Here is a 19,746-nt window from a genome sequence, read left to right as displayed (position 1 = left end):
CTCAGTTCGATGCTTGCGCCTTCAGCGCCCGCAGGATGCGCTCCGGCGTGATCGGCAGCGTATCGATGCGCACACCGATCGCGTCGAATACGGCGTTGGCCACCGCCGGGATTTGCGGGTTGGCGCACATCTCGCCCGGCCCCTTGGCGCCGTACGGCCCGTCGGCCGAGGGCCGTTCCAGCACGATGACCTCGGTTTGCGCGACATCGCCAGGACCCGGCATCAGATACTGATTGAAATCGGTGCCGCCATGGTCGCGGTTGGGATAATAGGGTTCGGTCGTCTCGTAGAGCGCATGGCTGATGCCCATCCATGAGCCGCCGACGAGCTGCTGCTCGACCATTTTCGGGTTCAGCGCACGGCCGATCTCAAACACGTTCTTCACCGTCAGCACGGTGACCTCGCCGGTCTCGTCGTCGACTTCGACCTCGGCCACCGTGCAGGCATGCGCATAGCAGGTCGACGGCTTCATCGCGCCGGTTTCCTTTTCCGGATAGGAGCGCGGGATCAAAAACATGCCGCGGCCGGAAATCGAACGGCCGCGCTTGAAATGCGCCGACAGCGCGACATCGAAGATCGAGATCGATTTCTGCGGCGCGCCCTTGACCAGGATGTTGCCCTGGCCGTCGGTCTCGAGGTCCGACGCATTCACCTCCAGCTCCTCGGCCGCTACTTCCAGCATCACCTGGCGGGCTTCCCTGGCCGCCTGGATGACGGCATTGCCGGCGCGGTGCGTGCCGCGCGAGGCGAAGGTGCCCATGCAATGCGGGCCGGTGTCGGTGTCGGCGGTGTCGACGACGACGCGGTCGGTCGGCACGCCGATCGTCTCGGCGCAGATCTGCGCCATGATCTGCTTCATGCCCTGGCCGAGATCGACGCTCGACAGCGTCACCATGAAATTGCCGGTCGGCGTCGAATGGACCAGCGCCTGCGTCGGGTCGCCGCCGAGATTCATGCCGGTCGGATAATTGATCGCGGCAACGCCGCGTCCGTGCCTGATGGCCATCTCAAACTCCCTTCGCGTAAGACGACATCGCCATGAATTTTTCCGCTACCGGCCAGTTGGCGGCGCGCGAGGCTTCCTGCATGCACTCGATCAGTGCAGCACCCTCGGTCGGCTGCCGATGTGCTTTCATGTCGCCATCGCGATAGGCGTTGATGAAACGGAATTCGAGCGGGTCCATGCCGATCAGCCGGGCGAGCTTGTCCATCTGTACCTCTAGCGCGAAATCGCCAATCGTCACGCCGAAGCCACGCATTGCAGAGGACGGGGTGCGGTTGGTGTAGACGCAGTAGGTGTCGATCCAGACATTCGGGATCGTATACGGGCCGGGATAATGGCCGGCGCCCTTCTGCGCGCCGTAGGGCGAATGGCGCGAGTAGGCGCCGGCGTCGGTGTAGCCGGTCACTTTGCGCGCGACGATGCGGCCGTCGTTCATGACGCCGTCCTTGATGACGACTTTCTCGGCGGCGCGCGGCGAGGAAATCTGCATCTCTTCCTCGCGGCTGTAGATAAAACAGACCGGTCGTCCTGTTATTTTGGCGCCAAGGATGGCGATCGGCTCGACGATGACGTCGACCTTGCCGCCAAAGCCGCCGCCGACAGTGCCGCCGACGAAATGCAGCTTGTTGCCGGGCATCTGCAGGATGATCGAGGCGTTATCGAGAGTGAAGAACATCGCCTGCGTGTTGGTGTAGCAGGTGAAGCGGTCGTTGCCCTCCGGCGCGACGATGCAGCCGGTCGTTTCGGTCGGCGCATGCTCGATCGGTGAAGACTGGTAGGTCTGTTCGAGCACGTGGTCGGCTCCTGTAAAGCCTGCCTCGACATCGCCGAAGCGCACCTTGCGGCATTCGCCGCTGTCGTAGAGGTAATAATTCCGGCCGTGATATTCGTTGACGATCGGCGCGCCGGGCTTCAGCGCTTCGTCCATGTCGAAGACGGCCGGCAGCACCTCGTAATCGACCTTGACCTTGGCGGCGGCTTGCTGCGCGGCGCGCTCGGTCTCGGCCAGCACCGCCACCACGGCCTCGCCCTTCCAGCGCACCTTGCCGTCGGCCAGCACCGTCTCGTCCTCCGGCCCGATCTGGATCAGGATCAGGATGGTGTAGACATTGTGCGGCACATCCTTGGCGGTCAGCACCTTGACGACGCCGGGGTGCTTTTCCGCCTCTGACGTATCGATGCTGCGGATGCGGGCGTGATGATGCGGGCTGCGCACCATCTTCAGGTGCAGCATGCCGGGAAAATTGCGGTCGGCGAAATAGGCGGTCTTGCCGGTGACATGGCCGGGCGAATCCGAACGCGGCCGCGGCTGGCCGATCTCGTGCAGATCGTCCTTGCGCTGGTCGGCGAAATAGCTCTTGCGGAGTTCCATTTTCTTAACTCCCCTCAAGCCGCGTTCTGCGAATTGGAGCGCGCAGCGCCCAGCACCGCCTGGATGATCGGTTCGTAACCGGTGCAGCGGCAGATATTGCCGGACAGTGCCTCGACCACATCCTCGCGGCTGGGGTTCGGGGTTTGGTCGAGCAGCACCTTGGCGGCCATGATCATGCCCGGCGTGCAGAAACCGCATTGGGTGGCGAAAGCGTCGAGGAAAGCGCGTTGCAGCGGATGCAGCACGCCGCCTTCCGCCAGTCCCGAGGTGGTGGTGACGGTTGCGCCGTTGCAGGTCTCGGCCAGCGTCAGGCAAGACAGCCTGAGCTCGCCGTCGATGATGACCGAGCAGGCGCCGCAGGTGCCTTGGTGGCAGCCGCCCTTCGGCGAGGTGTCGCCGATCTTGTCGCGCAGCGCATGAAGCAGCGTTGTGCCGCTGTCGATGAATTCGGCCTTTTCGGCACCATTGAGCGTGAACTGAACCGGGACCTTTGCCATCTTTTTACTCCTTGCGCCGCAGCCAGGCGGACATACGCGCCACGGTCTTTCAGGCGAGCAGCAGCCGGCCGAGATGGACCGGCAGGACTTGGTTGCGATACCAGACACTGGCGATCGGATCGGTTCGCGGCGAAGTGCCGTCGCGGGCAACAGCCAGTGCCGGTGCGATGCCCTCGCTCGTGAGTTCCCGGCCAATCAGGGCCTTCTCCGCCGCCCTGGCACGGATCGGCCGGTCGGCCATGCAGCCGAGCGCGATCAGCGCGGACGACACGGTGCCGTCCGGTGCGTGCTCCAGCACGGTGGCGATGCTCAGCACCGAGACGCCCTTTGGCTTGACCCTCGACACTTTCAGGAAGCGAAAGCCGCCTTCCTTCGGAAGCGTGAAGCCGACCGCAGTGACGATGGCGTGGTTGCTTTCGCGTTTCGCCAGGAAGGTTTCGATCGGGAGTTCGCCGTCGCCGGTGTTGACGGTTGCGTCCAAGGCCAGCAGTGCAACGGTGAAATCGCCGTAAGGCGCTGGCGCGAAGAGATTGCCGCCGACCGTTGCCATGTTGCGGATCGCCGGGCCGCCGACAGCGCGCGCGGCGTGGGCCAGCGGGGCGAGATCCGGATGGCGGGCGATCGCCGCCATGGTCACCGAGGCGCCGATGCGCACTTGCCTATTGGAAACGGTGATGGCCGACAGCGCCGGGTCGGTCGACCTGACGAAACCGGAGATCGACACGTCGCCTTCATTGGCGGCGCGCACGACCAGTGTGCCGCCACCGAGATAGCGGGCGCCGGCGGCTTTCAGCGCCGCGCCGGCGTCCTTCACCGTCGCGAAAGTCTGCAGTGCAAGCGCCATGGAACGCTCCTGTTTGTCAGCTCAATTCAGTTCAACCTTGGCCGGCGAAATGGGCCTTCAGGGCGTTGAAGCCGCCCTGGAAGACGTTTGCGCCCATGCCCTCAGCCAGCTTGTCGGCTTGATCGGGAGCGGCGTCGAAGCTGGCGGTCCATTCGGCATAGGTGCGGTCGCCGTCGGTCACCCGCCGCAACTGCAGCGTCGACTTGTGGTTGGTGAGCGGCTGCGGCGTTTCCAGGATGGCGTAGCTGACGAGGAAGTTCTCGTCGGAGAAATCGAGCAGCTTTTCGCGGAGGCGGGCGCCGCTGGCGAGCTGGAAATTGCGCACGCAGCCGATCGTGCCGGCATCCTTGCCGTCTTCGATATGGCTTTCGACCATGCGCGGGTGCCAGGTCGGCAGGCCGTTGAAGTCGCGTATGCGCGCCCAGACCTTTTCGACCGGCGCGTCGATGACACTGGAGATGGTGACTTTCGCCATATGATCGTTCCCTTGCAAATCAGCTGCTTGGGAGGGTAGGGCGGCAGGCTCGGCAGCGCTTATCAATGCGTCTTGAATGCCTATCAATTAGTCTGAAAAAACGGGCGCTCAGCTGATCGCCCGCGCCGCTTCGCGGTAAAGCGTCGGCGGGACGCCGACATGGTCGCGGAAGAAGCGCGAGAAATTGCCTTGCGTGGTGAAGCCGAGATTGCAGGCGACCGAGATCAGCGGCTCCTGCGACCACTGTAACTGCCGCACCGCTTCCTCCATGCGCAGCGTGTTCCAATAGACGTTGGGCGTCAGATTGGTCTGTTCCTTGAACAGGGCGAAGAAATGCGGCCGCGACAGGCCGACGCTGCGCGCCACGTCGTCGAAGCAGATACGCTCGCAGACATTGGCTTTCATCAGCTGGATCGCCTTGCGGACGCGGAAGTCCTGCATGGTGTTGACGCGGGCGCGCACGGTCTGCGGTGCGGACGCGTCGGCGGCGTCGAGCACGCTGTCGATGAAGCGCTCGATCTCGTAATTGGCGATGTCGTCGATGCTCTCATTGTCGCTGAGATGATCGAGGAGGTTGGCCGCTGCCTTGTGCAGCCAAGGCTCGAGCGTGATTGCCGGGGCGGAGAACAGCGGCGCGGCGGCAGGCAGCTCGCGGCGCCTTCGAGCCCAGTCCGGATCGATGTAAAAGGCGAGGAACAGGCCGGGCGTGCCGTCGCGGGACAGAGCGTGGCTGTGCGGCTGGAAGGAATTGATGCCGGCGGCGGTGCCCGGTCCAAGCCGTACCGTCTCGCGGCCGATGGTCATCTCGCCGGCCGTGCCTTCCAGCCAGATGATGATATGCGCCTCGACATGGGCATGGGTGACGAAGTCGCTGGCGACGTTCAGGACAGAAACATGTCCGAACCGGCCCCAGTAGAGCCTGATCGCTTCCGTCATGGGTATATCCTCCCGCAGGCGACTGGCCTCCCTTCGCCTGCTGCGAGCGATTGTGCGGCGCAGTTCGGGCTTGCGTCAAGACGGATGTGCACGTCCGGGCGCCGGCCATGCGCCGCAGCGGCGGATTTTCAGACCCGGCGATAGGAGCGCGTCCCCTTGTCCCCCTGTGGGAGAAGGTGGATCGGCGCGCTAGCGCCGAGACGGTTGAGGGGTGTTGGAAGAAATGAGGCGATGCCAAGCTGGAGCACCCCTCATCCGTCGCCTTCGGCGACACCTTCTCCCACAAGGGGAGAAGGGGGGCTGCGCTTGAACGTCAGTCGTTGCGCCTGAAATTGCGGATGCGGTCGAACAGCACGGCGAGCAGGATGGCGCCGCCGATGAACACGCCTTGCCAGAAGGCATTGATGCCGAGCAGGCCGAGGCTGTTGCGGATGACCTCGATCAGCGCCGCGCCGACGACCGCGCCGAAGGCTGTGCCCATGCCGCCGGCCAGGTTGGCGCCACCGATGACGGTGGCGGCGATCACCTGAAGCTCCATGCCGTTGCCGAGATTGGTGGTGACCGCGCCCAGCCAGCCGGTCTGGATGATGCCGGCAAGGCCAGCCGCCATTGCCGAGATCATGTAGACGACGACCTTGATCTGGCGCACCGGAACGCCGGTCAGCGTTGCCGCATGCTCGTTGCCGCCGATGGCGAAGATGTGCCGGCCGAATTTCGTCCAGCGCAGCACAAAGCCGGTGATCAACGCCAGCACGATCATGTAAAGCACCGGATTGGCGATGCCGAACACCCAGGCGCCGCCGCCCAGCGCCAGCAGCTTGTCGTGATCCGGCCCGAACTGGAAGACGACGGTGTTGTTGGAGGCGACCATGGCTAGGCTGCGTGCGATCGACAGCATGCCGAGCGTCACCACGAAGGGCGGGAAGCCGAGATAGGCGATCAGAACCCCGTTGAAGGCGCCGATGATCAGCGCTGTGGCGATCGCAGCGGCAATGCCGATCTCGATGCCGTAGCCGGCATGCATGGTCACGGCCAGCACCATCGAGCACAGGCAAAGCACGGAGCCGACCGACAGGTCGATACCGCCGGTGATGATGACGAAGGTCATGCCGAGCGCGACGATGGCGACGAAGGTGACGTTGCGGGTGATGTTGTAGAGGTTCTTGGTCGTGGCGAAGGAATCCGTTGCCACCGACAGGAACAGGCAGGCGAGGATGACCGCGATCACCACCCAGAAGGTCTGGCTGGCAAACACCTTGCTCAGCAAGGTGTGCTGCTTGTGCGCGATCGTCTGATCAAGGGTGACTGCCATTATCGACCTTTTTTACTCATGGTTGAGGCGTCAATCATACCTGTTCGATGGCGCCGGTGATGAGTCCGGTGACTTCTTCCGGCGAACTCGATGCGATCGTCTTGTCGGCGACCTTGCGGCCGCGCCGCATGACGATGACGCGGTCGGCGACGTCAAAGACGTCGGGCATGCGGTGGCTGATCAGCACGACGGCGATGCCCTGGTCGCGCAAATGGCGGATCAGGTTCAGCACCTCGGCGACCTGGCGCACCGAGATCGCCGCCGTCGGCTCGTCCATCAGCACGATCTTGGCCTGCGAAAGCATGGTACGGGCGATCGCCACCGCCTGCCGCTGGCCGCCCGACATTTGCTTGACCAGGTCGCGCGGGCGGGTTTCGGATTTCAGCTCGGCGAAGATCTGGCCGGCACGCTTGTACATCGCGGCATAGTCGAGGATGCGAAGCGGCCCGAGGCCGCGGCGCAATTCACGGCCGAGATAGACGTTGGCGGCGGCCGTCAGATTGTTGCACAGTGCCAGGTCCTGATGGACGATTTCGATGCCGTGCTGGCGCGCCTCGACCGGCTTGTGCAGGATCAGCTCCTTGCCGTCCATCTGCATCGTGCCATGGCTCGGCGGGAAATTTCCGGCGATCATCTTGACCAGCGTCGACTTGCCGGCGCCGTTGTCGCCCATCAGGCCGACAACCTGTCCGGCCTCGATCGACAACGAAACGTCGTTGACCGCCTGGATGGCGCCAAAATGCTTCGAGATGTTGGTGAGTTCGAGAACCGCCACCAGCCTTCTTGCCTCCCCGTGCTTTGCGGCCTGCGGTTCTGCCGCGGCCATTCGCTCTCCCCAGTTCCTCCCGGAAGCAGCGATTTTGCCCATTTACGCATAAGCCTCCTTGGCGTCAACCACGGCTTCTTTCGAAAAATCAGTTTTGTAGGACAAATAGCATTGACGTCGGTGACAAGGCGATATTAGCTAAGTGTCGGAGGAGCTTGCGCCGAGCCACCGGGTTGCCGGAAGGAATCGGTGAGGGTTTGTCGGTCAGGGATTTGGCAACCGGCGATATCTGTCGGTGCCGGTCTGAGACTGAATATGAAAATGCTTATCGACCTGGCTTGGCGACACGAGTGCGACGTCCTCTGTCATCTTGCTCCGGGTCGGTCTGTGTGTGGCGGGCACGCCGTGTCCGTTTGTTTCAAAGGGAGGACTGACATGAGGAAATCACTATTGCTCGCTGCCGCCGCCGTCATGGCGCTGGGTGCCGGGCCGGCTATGGCCAAGAAACAGCTCGTCATCGTGGTGAAGGGTCTGGACAATCCATTCTTCGAGGCCATCCACCAGGGTTGCGAGAAGTGGAACAAGGAAAACGCCAGCTCGGAATATGAGTGCTTCTACACCGGACCGGCATCGACCTCGGATGAGGCCGGTGAAGCCCAGATCGTCCAGGACATGCTGAGCAAGCCCGATACGGTGGCAATGGCGATTTCGCCATCGAACGCGCCGCTGATCGCGCAGACGATCAAAAGCGCCAATCCGTCGATCCCGATCATGACCCTCGACGCCGACCTCAGCAAGGAAGATGCGGCGCTGCGCAAGACCTATCTCGGCACCGACAATTACCTGATGGGTCACAAGATCGGCGAATACATCAAGAAGGCCAAGCCGAATGGCGGCAAGATCTGCACCATCGAAGGCAATCCGGCCGCCGACAACATCCTGCGCCGCGCGCAGGGCATGCGTGACGCGCTGTCGGGCAAGGACGGCCTCGCGGCGCTGGCGGGCGAAGGCGGCTGGACGGAAGTTGCCGGCTGCCCGGTGTTCACCAATGACGACGGCGCCAAGGGCGTGCAGGCGATGACCGACATCCTCGCCGCCAATCCCGATCTCGACGCCTTCGGCATCATGGGCGGCTGGCCGCTGTTCGGCGCTCCGCAGCCCTACCGCGACCTGTTCAAGCCGATGGCCGACAAGATCGCCAGCAACGCCTTCGTCATCGGCGCCGCCGACACGATCGGCGACGAGGTGGCGATTGCCCGTGACGGGCTGGTGACTGCGCTGGTTGGCCAGCGGCCGTTCGAGATGGGCTACAAGGCACCCTCGGTGATGATCGACCTGGTCGACGGCAAGCCGGTCGCCGATCCGGTGTTCACCGGCCTCGACGAATGCACCAAGGACACCGTCGACACCTGCATCCAGAAGTAGGTTCGCAGTTTCGGGGCGCCCGTCGGGCGCCCCGTTACGCATCGTCCATACAAACGCACGAGGCGACGCTGCTTTGGAGCGTAGGCCGCTGCTTTGCCGTGCCCTGAGTTCAGGCTTTCGACAAGCAGTTGCCGGGGAATACCAATGCCGGACGCGACATCAAAAAAGCGACCCGCCAAATTCAAGGCAGAGCCTGGGCGGCCGGCCGTCGTTCGGCGTGCCGATGCCGCACACTTTCCCGGCTCGAGCGTGCATGCGTCGCTCGCCAACGAAATCGGGCTGAGGATCGTGCGCGGCGACTATCCGCCGGGAACCATCCTGCCCAACGAAGCCAAATGGTCCGAGACCTTCGACGTCAGCCGCTCGGCGGTGCGCGAAGCCATAAAAATGCTGATGGCGAAGAGCCTATTGGCGTCACGCCCGAAAATCGGCAGCTGGGTCGAGCCGAAGGAGCGCTGGAACCTGCTCGATCGCGACGTGCTGGCCTGGTATGCGACCTCGCCGGACCGCGAGGTGTTCCTCAGGACCGTGCAGGAATTCCGCCACATCATCGAGCCGGAGGCCAGCGCCTTTGCCGCGATGCGACGCACCGACGAGCAGATGGCCGAGATCAGCCAGGCCTGCCGCGAGATGGGCGAGGCGACCAACCTGCAGGAGCGCACGCGCGCCGACACGCGGTTTCATCTCGCCATCCTGCGGGCCTCGGGCAACGATCTGCTGGTGCCGCTCGGCGTGCTGATCGAATCGGCGCTCGACCATTTGTTCCAGTTCGTCACCCGCGAGACCAGCGATCAGCGGCGGGCGCAGGCACTGCACGAGGCGATCGAGAAGAACATCCGCCTGCAGCGACCGGCTGCAGCCCGTGCCGCGGTGCACAGGCTTCTTGCCAACACCGACGACGTTATCGGCCGGTCGCGGCGGTGATGGTTGCACAGGGCGGCGTTGCTCCGAACGATTGCAAAACTCGCATTCCTTCGCGCCCCTCTCTGTCCGGCCGGACATCTCCCCCACGAGGGGGGAGATTGGATGCCATTTCGGCTTTCGCTGATCATCAACGCTAGGCAATGAGGGCGGCGACCTCGGGTGGGAAAGGAATTCGGACTTTTTTGCCGTCGCAGCTATTTTGTTCTTGCTTTGTGCCGGCAGCTATGCTACTAATTTCGGTATGGTGCTAATTGGCTCCAACGACCCGCCCACCGAGGCGGTTTTTTTGTTTTTGGCTTCGTCCGATCGGAAGTGCGCGTGCTTTGGTGCACAGACTTCTCGCCAATACCGACGTTATCGGCCGGTTTCGGTGCTGATTCGATCGTTTCTCAGCCAACTGCGTGTAAGTCAGGTCAACCAGCAACGAAGGTCGATCATTCCCGTCAGTCGCAAATCGCAAATTTAGGAGATTAGCCGAAACCCTCCCTTCGTCATCCCTGGGCGGAGCAAGGAGCGAAGCGACGCGGCGCAGACCCTGGGATCCATGCCGTTACCTTGCGGCAGTGCTCCAGCAGACCAGAACCAAACGCTGCCACCCGGTCCTGCGAAAAAGCTCGAAGCACTCTGGGACTGGTCGTCTCGATCAATTCGGTCTTCCATTGGCGGAGCCAGCGCTTCCGCAGCTTCTGGCTCGCGGTCATGGTGGAAGGGCGACGAGCGCAATGGCGGATACAAGCGCCGTTCTGAGCCGCTGCATTCTTCGGCTGATGTCACGGCATGGATCCCAGGGTCTGCGCGACGTCGCTTCGCTCCTGCTCCGCCCTGGGATGACGAAGGTGTGGTGTCATATGCTAATCGCCAGCGTTGGAGATTGGCGGATGTAGCTGGTCGGCAGCGAACGTTTGCAGTTGCGACACTCCCAGGCGTTAATCCCAACGTTCTCAGATCGTCTGCTTCTTGCCATCCCTGGTCGGCATGAGGTCGACGCCGTTGACCTTGCCGATATGCGTCGCCAGCATCGGCACGTACTGATCGGCGGGGCCGGTGGCAAAGGCGCCGGCGAAGGCGTTCTTGGTGGCGTTGCCGAGCGGGTTGGCGATGCCGGCAGCACCCGCCATGGACTCGAGATAGGTGAGATCCTTGAAGGCATTGGCGATGGTGAATTTGTGCGCGTCGCGGTCGCCTTCCAGCGTCCAGCGCATGAAGGTCTGGTAGAAGCCGCAATCCATGCGGCCGTTGCGGATGACGCTGTCGAAGCGCGGCGGCGAGATGCCGACCTTCTGCGCCAGCGCCAGCGCCTCGGAATAGATCGCGGCGTAGCCGAGCGAGATGAAATTGTTGAGCAGCTTCATGCGATGGCCGTCACCGGTGTCGCCGATATGGACGATGCGCCCGGCCCAGGTTTCGAGCACCGGCTTCAGCCGGGCAAAAACCGCATCGGGGGCGCCGACCATGGCATCGAGCGTGCCTTCCCAGGCCTCCTTCGGCGTGCGGCTGAGCGGGGCATCGACATAGTCGACGCCGAGCGCCTTGAGTTCGGCGGCCAGCGCCACCGTCGAGACAGGATCCGAGGTCGAGCAGTCGACGACGACCGATCCCGGCTTCAGGCCTTCCTTGAGGCCGCCTGGGCCGCGGATGATGGCTTCGACCTCGCGCGAGCCGGTGACGCAGATGAAGACAACCGTCGATCCCGCCGCGACATCGCTCGAGGTTGCCGCTTCCCTGGCGCCGCGGCCGAGAAGGTCTTCCGCCGGCGTGCGGTTCTTGCGGCCGAGAAACGTCAGCGGATAGCCCTTGTCGACGATGTTCTTCGCTATCCCGTGCCCCATCAGGCCAAGCCCGATGAAGCCGATCTTTTCGCTCGCGGCGGTCGTGTTCATGTCGTTTCGTCCTATTTGCAGTGATGGATGACGGCGCTGCACATTGCCGGCGAATTGTTGAAGCGGGTTTTTGCCGCATGCCATGGCAGGCGATTGCAGAGTTCGGTATTGTCTGACAATACACATGAATCTTAGGGAGAGCAAAATGACGAAGCGGATCATGTTCACCGGCGGCAGCGGCAAGGCCGGGCGCCACGTCGTGCAGTATCTGGTCGAGCAGGGCTGCCAGGTGCTCAACATCGACACCAAGCCGCTCGACAATCCCAAGGTGCGCACGCTGATCACCGACATCACCGACAGCGGGCAGGTGTTCAATGCGCTGTCGAGCTATATCGGCCTGCATGAATTCGACCCTTCGCTGCGTACGCAGCCGGTCGATGCCGTGGTGCATTTCGCGGCGATCCCGCGCATCATGATCACGCCCGACAATGAGGTGTTCCGCATCAACGCGCTCGGCACCTACAACGTCATCGAGGCCGCGGTGAAGCTCGGCATCCGCAAGGTGGTGATCGCCTCCAGCGAAACGACCTACGGGCTGGTCTTCGCCAACGAGCCGCGCAACCCGACGCATTTTCCGCTCGACGAGGAGTACGACGTCGACCCGATGGACAGCTACGCGCTGTCCAAGGTCGTCAACGAGAAGACGGCGCGCGCCTTTGCCCTGCGCAGCGGCTTCGACATTTATGCCTTGCGCATCGGCAACGTCATCGAGCCGCACGAATATTCGCTGTTTCCGAAATGGTTCGCCGATCCAGGTTTCCGCAAGCGCATCGCCTGGAGCTATATCGACGCGCGCGATCTCGGCCAGATCACGCTGCGCGCCATCGAAAAGGACGGGCTCGGCTATCAGGTGTTCAACGCGGCCAACGACGACACCTCGTCCGATCTGCCGACAGCCGAACTCCTGAAGCGGTTTTATCCCGATGTGCCGGTCAAGGGGGAACTTGGCGAATACGAGACGCTGCTCTCCAACCGCAAGGCACGGGATATGCTCGGCTTTCGGCCGGAGCACAGCTGGCGAAAATATGTCAAGACGAGCTGACGGGCGCAGCTGACGCGATGGCGGCACTGGGCCAGCCCCGACGCGAGTTGAGAAGGGCTCTGTCGTCTCGACCGACGAACTCATGTCCTATGGGTTATAGAGGGTGACGGGTACAAGCTCGGCACCGTGAGGCACTGCAAAAACATTTGGTCGACGTTCTACAACGCCACCGGCGAATTCCTTTCGACCAATTATGTTGAGATTTTTTGGAGCCTGTTCAAGAACTCGGTTCGCTCGACCACATTCACGCGCCGGCCAAATACATGGATCGCTACCTTGCCGAATTCACTTTCCGGTCGAACTATCGCCTGATGCAGAACGCGATGTTGATCTGATCCTGTCTTGTGTTTGATGACTTGGGGGGCGTGAATAAGAACGGCTTTATCCACAGGGCCAACGCCTTTGGCTTCCGTTGCTTGATGAAATCTTCCAATCGATTTGCTCGCAGGGCCTGACTCAAGCTCGAATCTGACATAGGCTATCTCCTGGCTGGTAATAACACATTTCCCCATTCGAGAGGAACGGTGCGGCCAGCGGGGGAAATTGTTGACTTTAAACGCAACTAACTCTATTTTGTATCGGGCGGTCGAAACCGGTCGGCTCGTCGCGCGGCCTGCGCTTAACCAGAAGGTGGAGGCCAAGCGGTTTCTGTATGTGACGCCAAATGTTTATAGAGGATTAGCTGGGAAGGATCCCGACTTAAGCCATTTGCCGATGGCGAAAATGGAAGAACTGATCGCGATTTTTTGTTTCGGTTGGTTCGTGACGGCAAGCCTCAAAGGAGACCCAGACGAGCGGGGGCCAGACATCGAACGGCTGCATTCTGTTGACGAGGTCTGGGTAATTTGTGCGCGAAAGCCCAGGCATGTCCAAGTGCGTCTATTCGGTAGGTTCCTCGACGCCGGTGTATTCATAGGTTTAGGACTGCATTGCCGACACTGGCTAGGAATCAAAAAGAACTATAGCGAAACCGCCGCTGGAATCCCCGATCTTTGGGGCAACACCATGGGTAATGCGCAACCTTTTCGTGCAGCAACAGCGTTAGAGTACGTGAAGGGAATGTGTCGAGATGTGGATGAAAAAATCTAATAAGGTTTCCGACCAAGCGTTCGTTCAAGAGTTCGAACGTGGGATGCTTCGTTCGGCTTTTGTGAGTGCCTTTTGGGCGGTCATCCAAGCCAGGAAAGCGGAAACGGGGCTCACCCTCAGTCAGCTTGCTGATCGCCTCGGAATTAACAAGTCTGCGGTCTCTCGCTGGTTTTCAGGAACAAAGCCGAACTGGGAAATAGACACTATCTCGGACCTCGCGATTGCCCTTGAGGTAGACGTAGAGGTTGTGGTCGTAGACAGAAAAATGAACCGTCGGTTTGGGCCCGCGGGCGAGATACAGCCGCTCACGCTCGGAGCGGGGACCACACCAAGTTCCGGGCAGCATCCCATCCTGCCGGGAACCGATACCGTCAGTGCGGTCTCAATACGCCTTGAGGCAGCATGATTTTGAACCCCCATGCTAGCGTCGTGTTTTGCGATGACCTTCGACAGGAGGCCAACGGGAAGCAACTGCACATAGGGGTCTATAATGATGTCGTTTTATTCGACGGACCTTTGCCGTGGGCGTTGCCCACTGGGCTATGGTGTCTGATTAAATACCTTGAGCCGTATCCAGAAACTTTGCCTACCCTCGCGATAAAAGTTCGTCTTGAATCCAAGGCCGGTGGGGTAGTTGATTTGATAGAAGCTCCAGTGCCGAAGACCGACATCATCCCCCAGAGAGGACCCCTCGAATTTGAGAAGGATGCAGTCAAATTATTGGCTCTTAGCATGAACATTCAACTGTCAACCTTGGTCTTCCAGGAGCCTGCAAAACTCGTGGTCGTAGTCGTTCGCGACGGGGAGGAAATCTCAGCTGGCCGATTGCGCATCTCGCAGTTGAGCAGGGATGGAACCGGCAACCCCATCCCCGCTGCTCTTTAGGCCCAAAGGGGTTAAGGCTCCCCGATGATCCCCGCTTCACTTGTTTGAAGGGGACAATACTTTTAATCAATAAGTCCTGAGCCTAGCACTCACTCGTTTCCCGCCGCGCGGCAATTGAGCTACTTGTCGTTCCAGAATTCGGCCTGGAGTTGTGCCGCTTCATCGGCAAGCAGCGGGCCGACGACTTCAGTCGGACGCTGCCCAGCTTCGAAGACGATCCTGCAGGGCAGGTCGAGTGTGGGGTTCTCGACATGTGCGCCCGTCAACCCCTTGAGGTCATGTTCGCTCTGCCCAAAGACGACCCGTCCGATGCCCGCCCAATAGATTGTCCCGGAGCACATCGCGCAAGGTTCGGCCGAAGTGTAGAGGGTGCAGGAAGCCAGCTTTTCGAGACTGACATTCATCCCCGCCCACGACGCCAGCAGCCTTTCGGCATGAGCGGTGCGGTCGCCCCCGCCGGCTTTGTAAGCGTTGGGCTGCTCGCGCAACACATTGCCGTCCTTGTCGGCGAGAAGCGAACCAAAGGGATGTTCGCCGGCATCGCGGGCCCTGCGCGCGACTTCGAACGCCTGACGGAGCAGCCGCTCATCATAGGGGCGTTGTGGCATCGGCAGATCCTCCGGCTATGCCGCTTGACCATAGTGCCGGACAATCCGCCGACACAAGTCGGCGGCCTAAAACGCGCGCGTTCGACCGGCCTCATGCGACGCGCTTTCGGTTCTTGTTTTGATGCATGTCGTTATCGCAAAACCGCTGCACACTTGTGCGCGACATGCATTAGGACTCCTTGCCATTGGGCCGTTGAGCCAGCCAGATGCTGCCGATGACGAAAACGACGCCGGCGATTTGAGGCAAGGTCAGTGTCTGATCCAGGAATACCCATCCAAGCAGCACGGCGGTCACCGGGCTGAGGAAAAGCAGCGATGACACCACTGCGGATTCGAGTCGCGCAATGCCCCGGAACCAGAGGACATAAGTCAGCGCCGCACCGATCAGGCCGAGCCACACCAGTCCAAGCAGATTGGCCGCGGTCGGGAGCGGGATGGGTGGTTCGAAAAGCAGGACCACCGGAACGAGAAGGAGACCACCGGCAGTCAGTTGCCATGCCGTAAAGGCGAGCAGCGATGCTGGCGGCTGCCACTTGCGGCTCAACACGCTTCCGAAGGCCATTGAGGCCGCCCCGGCGAGGCCGGCGGCAACGCCGGGCGCATCGAGCGTCGCGTTCGGGGTCAGCACCAGCAACGCGACACCGGCGATCCCGACAAGGGCGGCGACGATCGCCAACCGGCGGACAGGGCTGGCAAGCAGGGCAGCAGCGAGGAAAATCACAATCAACGGCTGGACCGACAGCACGGTCGCCGCGACCCCGCCCGGAAGCCGGTAGGCGGCGACAAACAACATGCTCAGGAAGATCGAGATGTTGAGGGCTCCGAGGATGAAACTGCGCAGCCACCATATGCCCGTTGGCAGTTGCCGAACGATCGCCAGCAGCAGCAATCCGGCGGGCAGGGCTCGCAGCATTGCTACCGTCATCGGCGAGAAGTTCGGCAGGAACTGCGTGGTGACGATATAGGTGCTGCCCCATATCGCGGGTGCGATGGCTGTAAGCAGCAGATCGGAACGGTGCGTTTTCATAAGATTTCCAGAACTTCGGCAAGAGGGCGGCGCGGCTTTTGCGGCCAGTTTCCGGGCGCGGCGCGGCCGACCGCGATGAGCATCACCGGCACTTCATTGCGCCCAAGGCCAAACTCGCGGGCCACGCCTTCGGCGTCGAAGCCGGCCATCGGACCGGAGCCGAGGCCCAGCGCTTCGGCCGCGAAAATCAGCGTTGCGGCGCCAAGCGTTGCCGAGCGCACCGCTTCGTCGCGGGCCGCTAGAGGATCGGCATATTGTGCGCGGGCGCCTTCCTGCCAGCCCGAAGCCATATCCACCGGCATGAAGCCGGCTTCCACGAAAGGACGCAGCCTTGCATTGAGGGCAGCGTGGTCGGGGAGTACGCCGCAGATGATGAAGGTGACCGCTGCTTCCTGCACCTTGACCTGGCCGTGGGCCAGGCTGCGCAACCGCGCCTTTGCTTCCGGCGTCCGCACGGCGATGAAACGCCAATTCTGAAGGTTGTAGGCGCTTGGCGCGCGCGTTGCGAGGCGTGCCAGTTCCTCGACCTCGGCATCCGTCAATGCATGCGAGGCATCGAACCGATTGGCCGACATGCGTCGCTCGATAAGGGAGATTGCGGGGTTGGTCATCATGTCATTCCGAAATTGAGCAAGCCGTTCGGATAGCAGATAGAGAATTTACCAATGAGCGATAATATGCGATAATTGAAAGACATTATTTACTAGAAGAGAATGGTGAGATGGATCGCCTGACTGCGCTGCAGGTTTTCCGCCAGGTGGCGGAACTGAACAGTTTTGCCGAAGCCGGACGGCGGCTCGGTCTCTCGCCTCCCGCGATCAGCAAGAATATCGCCGAGCTGGAGGCGGATCTGGGGGTGCGGCTCATCAACCGGACAACGCGGCGCATGGCGCTGACTGAAGAGGGCAGGATCTACCTGGAGCATGTCACGCAGGGGCTCGATGCGCTGGCCAGGGCCGACCAGGTGCTCGGCCCGATCAAGACGGCGCCGAGCGGCACGTTGCGGGTCAGCGCGCCGATGACTGTCACGTTGACGCGGCTTTCGGCTGCCATGCCCGCGTTTCTATCGCGCTATCCCGATTTGAAGCTCGATCTGCACCTTGACGACAGGCGCGTCGATATCGTGCGGGAGGGATTTGACCTTGCCATTCGCGGCAGCGACAATCTCGAGGATTCCAGCCTGGTCGCCCGAAAGCTTGCGATCATGCCGCATGTGATTTGCGCAGCTCCGTCCTATTTCGAGAAGCATGGCCGGCCCAAAACGCCCGCCGATTTGAAGGCGGCCAATTGCATCCGGTTCAGCCTCTCGGGGCATGCGGACATATGGGAGTTCCGCAAGGACGGCCGAGCCGAGCGGATCGCCATCGACGGACGATATTCGGTCTCGTCAAGCCTTGCCGTGCGCGATGCGCTGCGCGCCGGCTTCGGCGTCAGCCTGATCCCTTATCTCTATGTCGAAAGCGACCTGAAAGCAGGCCGGCTGCAATCGGCTCTGGATGACTGGGACAAGGTCGAAACCACGCTCTACGCGGTCTATCCGGCACGCCAGCATCTCGCCCCGAAAATCCGCGTCTTCCTTGATTTCCTGATCGAGGAATTCAGTCGGGACAAGGAGAAGCCGTTCGTGCCTCCCCGGCGTGAAGGCTCGGCAAAGCGCGGTGTCGGCGAGGCGACGGATGCGGAAAATCAAGCTGAGATATTGCCGGCGATTTCATCTCCTTGACACGCCTCCAAATCCGGACTTTGTGGAGCCATGCAGGACGCGAAGCCGAATAAGGGAAAGACAGCGGCCGAGGCGTTCGCCGAACGCACGAGCGGTATCCGCCGGGCCGATGCGGCGCGCATGCCGGGCTCGAGCGTGCATGCGTCGCTCGCCAACGAAATCGGGCTGAGGATCGTGCGCGGCGATTATCCGCCGGGAACCATCCTGCCCAACGAAGCCAAATGGTCCGAGACCTTCGACGTCAGCCGCTCGGCGGTGCGCGAAGCCATAAAAATGCTGATGGCGAAGAGCTTGCTGTCGTCACGTCCCAAAATCGGCAGCTGGGTCGAGCCGAAGGAACGCTGGAACCTGCTCGATCGCGACGTGCTGGCCTGGTATGCGACCTCGCCGGACCGCGAGGTGTTCCTCCGGACGGTGCAGGAGTTCCGCCACATCATCGAGCCGGAGGCCAGCGCTTTTGCCGCCATGCGGCGCACCGACGAGCAGATGGCCGAGATCAGCCAGGCCTGCCGCGAGATGGGCGAGGCGACCAACCTGCAGGAGCGCACGCGCGCCGACACGCGTTTTCATCTCGCCATCCTGCGGGCCTCGGGCAACGACCTGCTGGTGCCGCTCGGCGTGCTGATCGAATCAGCATTCGATCATCTATTTGCTTATACCACGCGGGAACTCGACGATTTGCAGCATGCGCAGAGGCTGCATGAGGCAATCGAGAAGAGCATCCGTCTGCAGCGGCCGGACGCGGCGCGCAATGCGGTGCGCAAGCTGCTGGCCAATACCGACAGCGTCATCAAGTCCAGATAGCGCCGTTCGGCTACAGGTGGAGTGCTCAGTCGAAGGGTGCGGTCGCGAGATGCCGCCGGGTCAGCCCGATCAGCAGCGCCTGGTCGCGGGCGGCGTGTTCGGCTGGGTTGACGACCGCATCGCCATTGACGATCGCTGCCCAGAAGCCACGCATCTCTTCGACGAAGGCTTCGGCGTAACCGGCACGCAAATCTTTCTTCGACAGCGTGTGACCGTCCGAGGTCGTCACCGTCAGCCGGGTCGGATGATGGTTGAGCCAGGGCGAGGGGAATTCGAGCTCGAGGCTGGCATCGTCGAAGAACAGCGTGATCCGCTCCTTGTAGTCGGCGAGCTTGGGCACGGTGAGGTGGGTCATGGTCCACAGCGCCTGCCCATCCAGCAGCTTGACGGCGCCCTGGCCGCCGTCGCCATTGGCAAACATCTGCGCGCCGACGACCTCGCCGTCCGGCACGCCGAGCGCGTCGAGCAGGCCGTGGACGGCATTGACGTCGTGAATCAAGGCCGAGCTGTAAGCACCGGTAAATCCACGGAAAGCGAGGTCGGTCCCGGGAACACCGATGGCGTCTTCGACCTGGCGCTTCTGCTTGGCCGCGACAGCGGCGATCATGTCTTTTGGGATATCGGTACCGCGCCTGTAGGGCTGATGGGCGATGAACGGCCAGGCGTCGGGATCCTTCACTTCCACCGAGACCGCGCGCAGCGTGCTTGATGTTCCAGGCAGCGAAGCGAGCGCCAGCCGGTAGCTCGGATCGAAGCGCTTCATATAGCCGACTTGCATGATTTTCCTGGCGGCATCGCGCGCGGCGACGATCTCGGCGATTTCCGCCAGCGAATAGCAGAGCGGCTTTTCGCAAAAGACATGCAGGCCCCGCGCCAGCGTCGCCAGCACCTGTTCGTGATGTAGCGGGTCCGGCGAGCCGATCACCACCGCGTCGAGGCGTTGGTCGAAGAGCTGGTCGATCGTTTCGAAATTGGCAATGCCATGGGTGTCGGTGACGAACTGCCGCGAAATCCTGGAGGGATCGGCGACGCCGACCAGCTCGAACAATTCACCGAGGCGCAGCAGATTGGGGATATGCTCGACCTGCGAGATCATGCCGGCGCCGACGACCCCGACGCGTATCCTGCTCATTG

22 protein-coding genes are annotated in these 19,746 nt (G+C 62.0%); 9 read left to right on the top strand and 13 right to left on the bottom strand.

Features of this window, described 5'->3' with window-relative positions:
* Nucleotide 1 precedes the first annotated feature (1 nt).
* From NKI17_RS27915 to NKI17_RS27880, 8 genes are all read right to left on the bottom strand, one after another.
* A complete protein-coding gene (locus tag NKI17_RS27915) occupies nucleotides 2-1,006 on the bottom strand; it encodes a xanthine dehydrogenase family protein molybdopterin-binding subunit (RefSeq protein WP_352907072.1) in 1,005 nt (334 codons plus the stop codon).
* Between the two features lies 1 nt (nucleotide 1,007).
* Nucleotides 1,008-2,375: a xanthine dehydrogenase family protein molybdopterin-binding subunit gene (locus NKI17_RS27910; protein WP_352683624.1), complete on the bottom strand. Its 1,368-nt coding sequence runs from the start codon at nucleotides 2,373-2,375 to the stop codon at nucleotides 1,008-1,010.
* Between the two features lie 14 nt (nucleotides 2,376-2,389).
* Entirely contained in the window at nucleotides 2,390-2,872 is a 483-nt protein-coding gene (locus NKI17_RS27905; protein ID WP_352907071.1) for a (2Fe-2S)-binding protein, read from the bottom strand.
* A gap of 49 nt (nucleotides 2,873-2,921) precedes the next feature.
* Nucleotides 2,922-3,716, bottom strand: coding sequence for an FAD binding domain-containing protein (locus NKI17_RS27900; RefSeq protein ID WP_352907070.1), 795 nt, complete (start codon nucleotides 3,714-3,716; stop codon nucleotides 2,922-2,924).
* Between the two features lie 31 nt (nucleotides 3,717-3,747).
* Nucleotides 3,748-4,191 (bottom strand): SRPBCC family protein, encoded by a 444-nt coding sequence (locus tag NKI17_RS27895; protein WP_352907069.1) that lies wholly within the window; start codon nucleotides 4,189-4,191, stop codon nucleotides 3,748-3,750.
* 108 nt (nucleotides 4,192-4,299) lie between these two features.
* On the bottom strand, nucleotides 4,300-5,127 hold the full coding sequence (locus tag NKI17_RS27890; protein ID WP_352648640.1) for an AraC family transcriptional regulator: 828 nt from the start codon (nucleotides 5,125-5,127) through the stop codon (nucleotides 4,300-4,302).
* Nucleotides 5,128-5,440: 313 nt separating this feature from the next.
* Nucleotides 5,441-6,439: an ABC transporter permease gene (locus tag NKI17_RS27885; RefSeq protein WP_352458732.1), complete on the bottom strand. Its 999-nt coding sequence runs from the start codon at nucleotides 6,437-6,439 to the stop codon at nucleotides 5,441-5,443.
* A gap of 34 nt (nucleotides 6,440-6,473) precedes the next feature.
* A complete protein-coding gene (locus NKI17_RS27880) occupies nucleotides 6,474-7,214 on the bottom strand; it encodes an ATP-binding cassette domain-containing protein (RefSeq protein ID WP_023675804.1) in 741 nt (246 codons plus the stop codon).
* Between the two features lie 426 nt (nucleotides 7,215-7,640).
* On the opposite strand from NKI17_RS27880, the gene NKI17_RS27875 reads away from it, so the two are divergent.
* Together NKI17_RS27875 and NKI17_RS27870 are read left to right on the top strand one after the other, a co-directional pair.
* The gene (locus tag NKI17_RS27875) at nucleotides 7,641-8,630 is read left to right on the top strand and encodes a sugar-binding protein (RefSeq protein WP_023675805.1); all 990 of its coding nucleotides are present in this window, start codon (nucleotides 7,641-7,643) and stop codon (nucleotides 8,628-8,630) included.
* A 144-nt stretch (nucleotides 8,631-8,774) separates the two neighbouring features.
* Nucleotides 8,775-9,554: a FadR/GntR family transcriptional regulator gene (locus NKI17_RS27870; protein WP_023675806.1), complete on the top strand. Its 780-nt coding sequence runs from the start codon at nucleotides 8,775-8,777 to the stop codon at nucleotides 9,552-9,554.
* A 941-nt stretch (nucleotides 9,555-10,495) separates the two neighbouring features.
* Here NKI17_RS27870 and NKI17_RS27865 read toward each other — a convergent pair.
* Nucleotides 10,496-11,434 (bottom strand): NAD(P)-dependent oxidoreductase, encoded by a 939-nt coding sequence (locus NKI17_RS27865; protein WP_352798377.1) that lies wholly within the window; start codon nucleotides 11,432-11,434, stop codon nucleotides 10,496-10,498.
* Nucleotides 11,435-11,579: 145 nt separating this feature from the next.
* Between NKI17_RS27865 and NKI17_RS27860 the strand changes: the two genes are divergently transcribed.
* The 5 genes from NKI17_RS27860 (at nucleotide 11,580) to NKI17_RS27840 (ending at nucleotide 14,450) form a co-directional block, all read left to right on the top strand.
* Nucleotides 11,580-12,476 (top strand): NAD-dependent epimerase/dehydratase family protein, encoded by an 897-nt coding sequence (locus NKI17_RS27860; protein WP_352757266.1) that lies wholly within the window; start codon nucleotides 11,580-11,582, stop codon nucleotides 12,474-12,476.
* Nucleotides 12,477-12,682: 206 nt separating this feature from the next.
* Nucleotides 12,683-12,811, top strand: coding sequence for a hypothetical protein (locus tag NKI17_RS27855; RefSeq protein ID WP_352757265.1), 129 nt, complete (start codon nucleotides 12,683-12,685; stop codon nucleotides 12,809-12,811).
* 211 nt (nucleotides 12,812-13,022) lie between these two features.
* Nucleotides 13,023-13,565, top strand: coding sequence for a hypothetical protein (locus tag NKI17_RS27850; RefSeq protein ID WP_352757264.1), 543 nt, complete (start codon nucleotides 13,023-13,025; stop codon nucleotides 13,563-13,565).
* Nucleotides 13,552-13,971, top strand: coding sequence for a helix-turn-helix domain-containing protein (locus NKI17_RS27845; protein WP_352595398.1), 420 nt, complete (start codon nucleotides 13,552-13,554; stop codon nucleotides 13,969-13,971). Before NKI17_RS27850 ends, NKI17_RS27845 begins: the two co-directional genes overlap by 14 nt.
* On the top strand, nucleotides 13,968-14,450 hold the full coding sequence (locus NKI17_RS27840; protein WP_352757262.1) for a hypothetical protein: 483 nt from the start codon (nucleotides 13,968-13,970) through the stop codon (nucleotides 14,448-14,450). Before NKI17_RS27845 ends, NKI17_RS27840 begins: the two co-directional genes overlap by 4 nt.
* 119 nt (nucleotides 14,451-14,569) lie before the next feature.
* Here NKI17_RS27840 and NKI17_RS27835 read toward each other — a convergent pair whose 3' ends face one another.
* The 3 genes from NKI17_RS27835 to NKI17_RS27825 all read right to left on the bottom strand — a co-directional run bounded on the left by NKI17_RS27835 (nucleotide 14,570) and on the right by NKI17_RS27825 (nucleotide 16,696).
* Nucleotides 14,570-15,058, bottom strand: a complete 489-nt coding sequence (locus tag NKI17_RS27835) for a nucleoside deaminase (protein ID WP_352757260.1) — start codon at nucleotides 15,056-15,058, stop codon at nucleotides 14,570-14,572.
* A 169-nt stretch (nucleotides 15,059-15,227) separates the two neighbouring features.
* Nucleotides 15,228-16,085: an EamA family transporter gene (locus NKI17_RS27830; protein ID WP_352757258.1), complete on the bottom strand. Its 858-nt coding sequence runs from the start codon at nucleotides 16,083-16,085 to the stop codon at nucleotides 15,228-15,230.
* Nucleotides 16,082-16,696, bottom strand: a complete 615-nt coding sequence (locus tag NKI17_RS27825) for a nitroreductase family protein (RefSeq protein ID WP_352595392.1) — start codon at nucleotides 16,694-16,696, stop codon at nucleotides 16,082-16,084. Before NKI17_RS27825 ends, NKI17_RS27830 begins: the two co-directional genes overlap by 4 nt.
* Before the next feature lie 110 nt (nucleotides 16,697-16,806).
* On the opposite strand from NKI17_RS27825, the gene NKI17_RS27820 reads away from it, so the two are divergent.
* Complete coding sequence (locus NKI17_RS27820) at nucleotides 16,807-17,808, top strand: LysR family transcriptional regulator (protein ID WP_023675813.1); 1,002 nt, start codon at nucleotides 16,807-16,809, stop codon at nucleotides 17,806-17,808.
* Between the two features lie 30 nt (nucleotides 17,809-17,838).
* Nucleotides 17,839-18,612 carry a FadR/GntR family transcriptional regulator gene (locus NKI17_RS27815; RefSeq protein ID WP_352453268.1) on the top strand — a complete coding sequence of 258 codons (774 nt, stop codon included), beginning with the start codon at nucleotides 17,839-17,841 and terminating at the stop codon, nucleotides 18,610-18,612.
* A 25-nt stretch (nucleotides 18,613-18,637) separates the two neighbouring features.
* Here the strand turns inward: NKI17_RS27815 and NKI17_RS27810 are convergent, their stop codons facing one another.
* On the bottom strand, nucleotides 18,638-19,744 hold the full coding sequence (locus NKI17_RS27810) for a Gfo/Idh/MocA family protein (protein WP_352907068.1): 1,107 nt from the start codon (nucleotides 19,742-19,744) through the stop codon (nucleotides 18,638-18,640).
* Nucleotides 19,745-19,746: the final 2 nt, after the last annotated feature.

It is taken from the genome of Mesorhizobium sp. M0816 (assembly GCF_040320005.1).
Classification (GTDB): Bacteria; Pseudomonadota; Alphaproteobacteria; order Rhizobiales; family Rhizobiaceae; genus Mesorhizobium.
The sequence above is the reverse complement of the archived record's forward strand: the minus strand, read 5'-3'. Positions and strand labels throughout refer to the sequence as shown.

What these genes read in the sequence shown, in the direction of transcription:
- NKI17_RS27835 (WP_352757260.1), bottom strand. Translation starts at nt 15,058, where the DNA reads ATGCCACAACGCCCCTATGATGAGCGGCTGCTCCGTCAGGCGTTCGAA.
- NKI17_RS27910 (WP_352683624.1), bottom strand. Translation starts at nt 2,375, where the DNA reads ATGGAACTCCGCAAGAGCTATTTCGCCGACCAGCGCAAGGACGATCTG.
- NKI17_RS27905 (WP_352907071.1), bottom strand. Translation starts at nt 2,872, where the DNA reads ATGGCAAAGGTCCCGGTTCAGTTCACGCTCAATGGTGCCGAAAAGGCC.
- NKI17_RS27845 (WP_352595398.1), top strand. Translation starts at nt 13,552, where the DNA reads ATGAAAAAATCTAATAAGGTTTCCGACCAAGCGTTCGTTCAAGAGTTC.
- NKI17_RS27825 (WP_352595392.1), bottom strand. Translation starts at nt 16,696, where the DNA reads ATGACCAACCCCGCAATCTCCCTTATCGAGCGACGCATGTCGGCCAAT.
- NKI17_RS27875 (WP_023675805.1), top strand. Translation starts at nt 7,641, where the DNA reads ATGAGGAAATCACTATTGCTCGCTGCCGCCGCCGTCATGGCGCTGGGT.
- NKI17_RS27915 (WP_352907072.1), bottom strand. Translation starts at nt 1,006, where the DNA reads ATGGCCATCAGGCACGGACGCGGCGTTGCCGCGATCAATTATCCGACC.
- NKI17_RS27830 (WP_352757258.1), bottom strand. Translation starts at nt 16,085, where the DNA reads ATGAAAACGCACCGTTCCGATCTGCTGCTTACAGCCATCGCACCCGCG.
- NKI17_RS27895 (WP_352907069.1), bottom strand. Translation starts at nt 4,191, where the DNA reads ATGGCGAAAGTCACCATCTCCAGTGTCATCGACGCGCCGGTCGAAAAG.
- NKI17_RS27885 (WP_352458732.1), bottom strand. Translation starts at nt 6,439, where the DNA reads ATGGCAGTCACCCTTGATCAGACGATCGCGCACAAGCAGCACACCTTG.
- NKI17_RS27810 (WP_352907068.1), bottom strand. Translation starts at nt 19,744, where the DNA reads ATGAGCAGGATACGCGTCGGGGTCGTCGGCGCCGGCATGATCTCGCAG.
- NKI17_RS27815 (WP_352453268.1), top strand. Translation starts at nt 17,839, where the DNA reads ATGCAGGACGCGAAGCCGAATAAGGGAAAGACAGCGGCCGAGGCGTTC.
- NKI17_RS27820 (WP_023675813.1), top strand. Translation starts at nt 16,807, where the DNA reads ATGGATCGCCTGACTGCGCTGCAGGTTTTCCGCCAGGTGGCGGAACTG.
- NKI17_RS27890 (WP_352648640.1), bottom strand. Translation starts at nt 5,127, where the DNA reads ATGACGGAAGCGATCAGGCTCTACTGGGGCCGGTTCGGACATGTTTCT.
- NKI17_RS27865 (WP_352798377.1), bottom strand. Translation starts at nt 11,434, where the DNA reads ATGAACACGACCGCCGCGAGCGAAAAGATCGGCTTCATCGGGCTTGGC.
- NKI17_RS27840 (WP_352757262.1), top strand. Translation starts at nt 13,968, where the DNA reads ATGATTTTGAACCCCCATGCTAGCGTCGTGTTTTGCGATGACCTTCGA.
- NKI17_RS27870 (WP_023675806.1), top strand. Translation starts at nt 8,775, where the DNA reads ATGCCGGACGCGACATCAAAAAAGCGACCCGCCAAATTCAAGGCAGAG.
- NKI17_RS27860 (WP_352757266.1), top strand. Translation starts at nt 11,580, where the DNA reads ATGACGAAGCGGATCATGTTCACCGGCGGCAGCGGCAAGGCCGGGCGC.
- NKI17_RS27900 (WP_352907070.1), bottom strand. Translation starts at nt 3,716, where the DNA reads ATGGCGCTTGCACTGCAGACTTTCGCGACGGTGAAGGACGCCGGCGCG.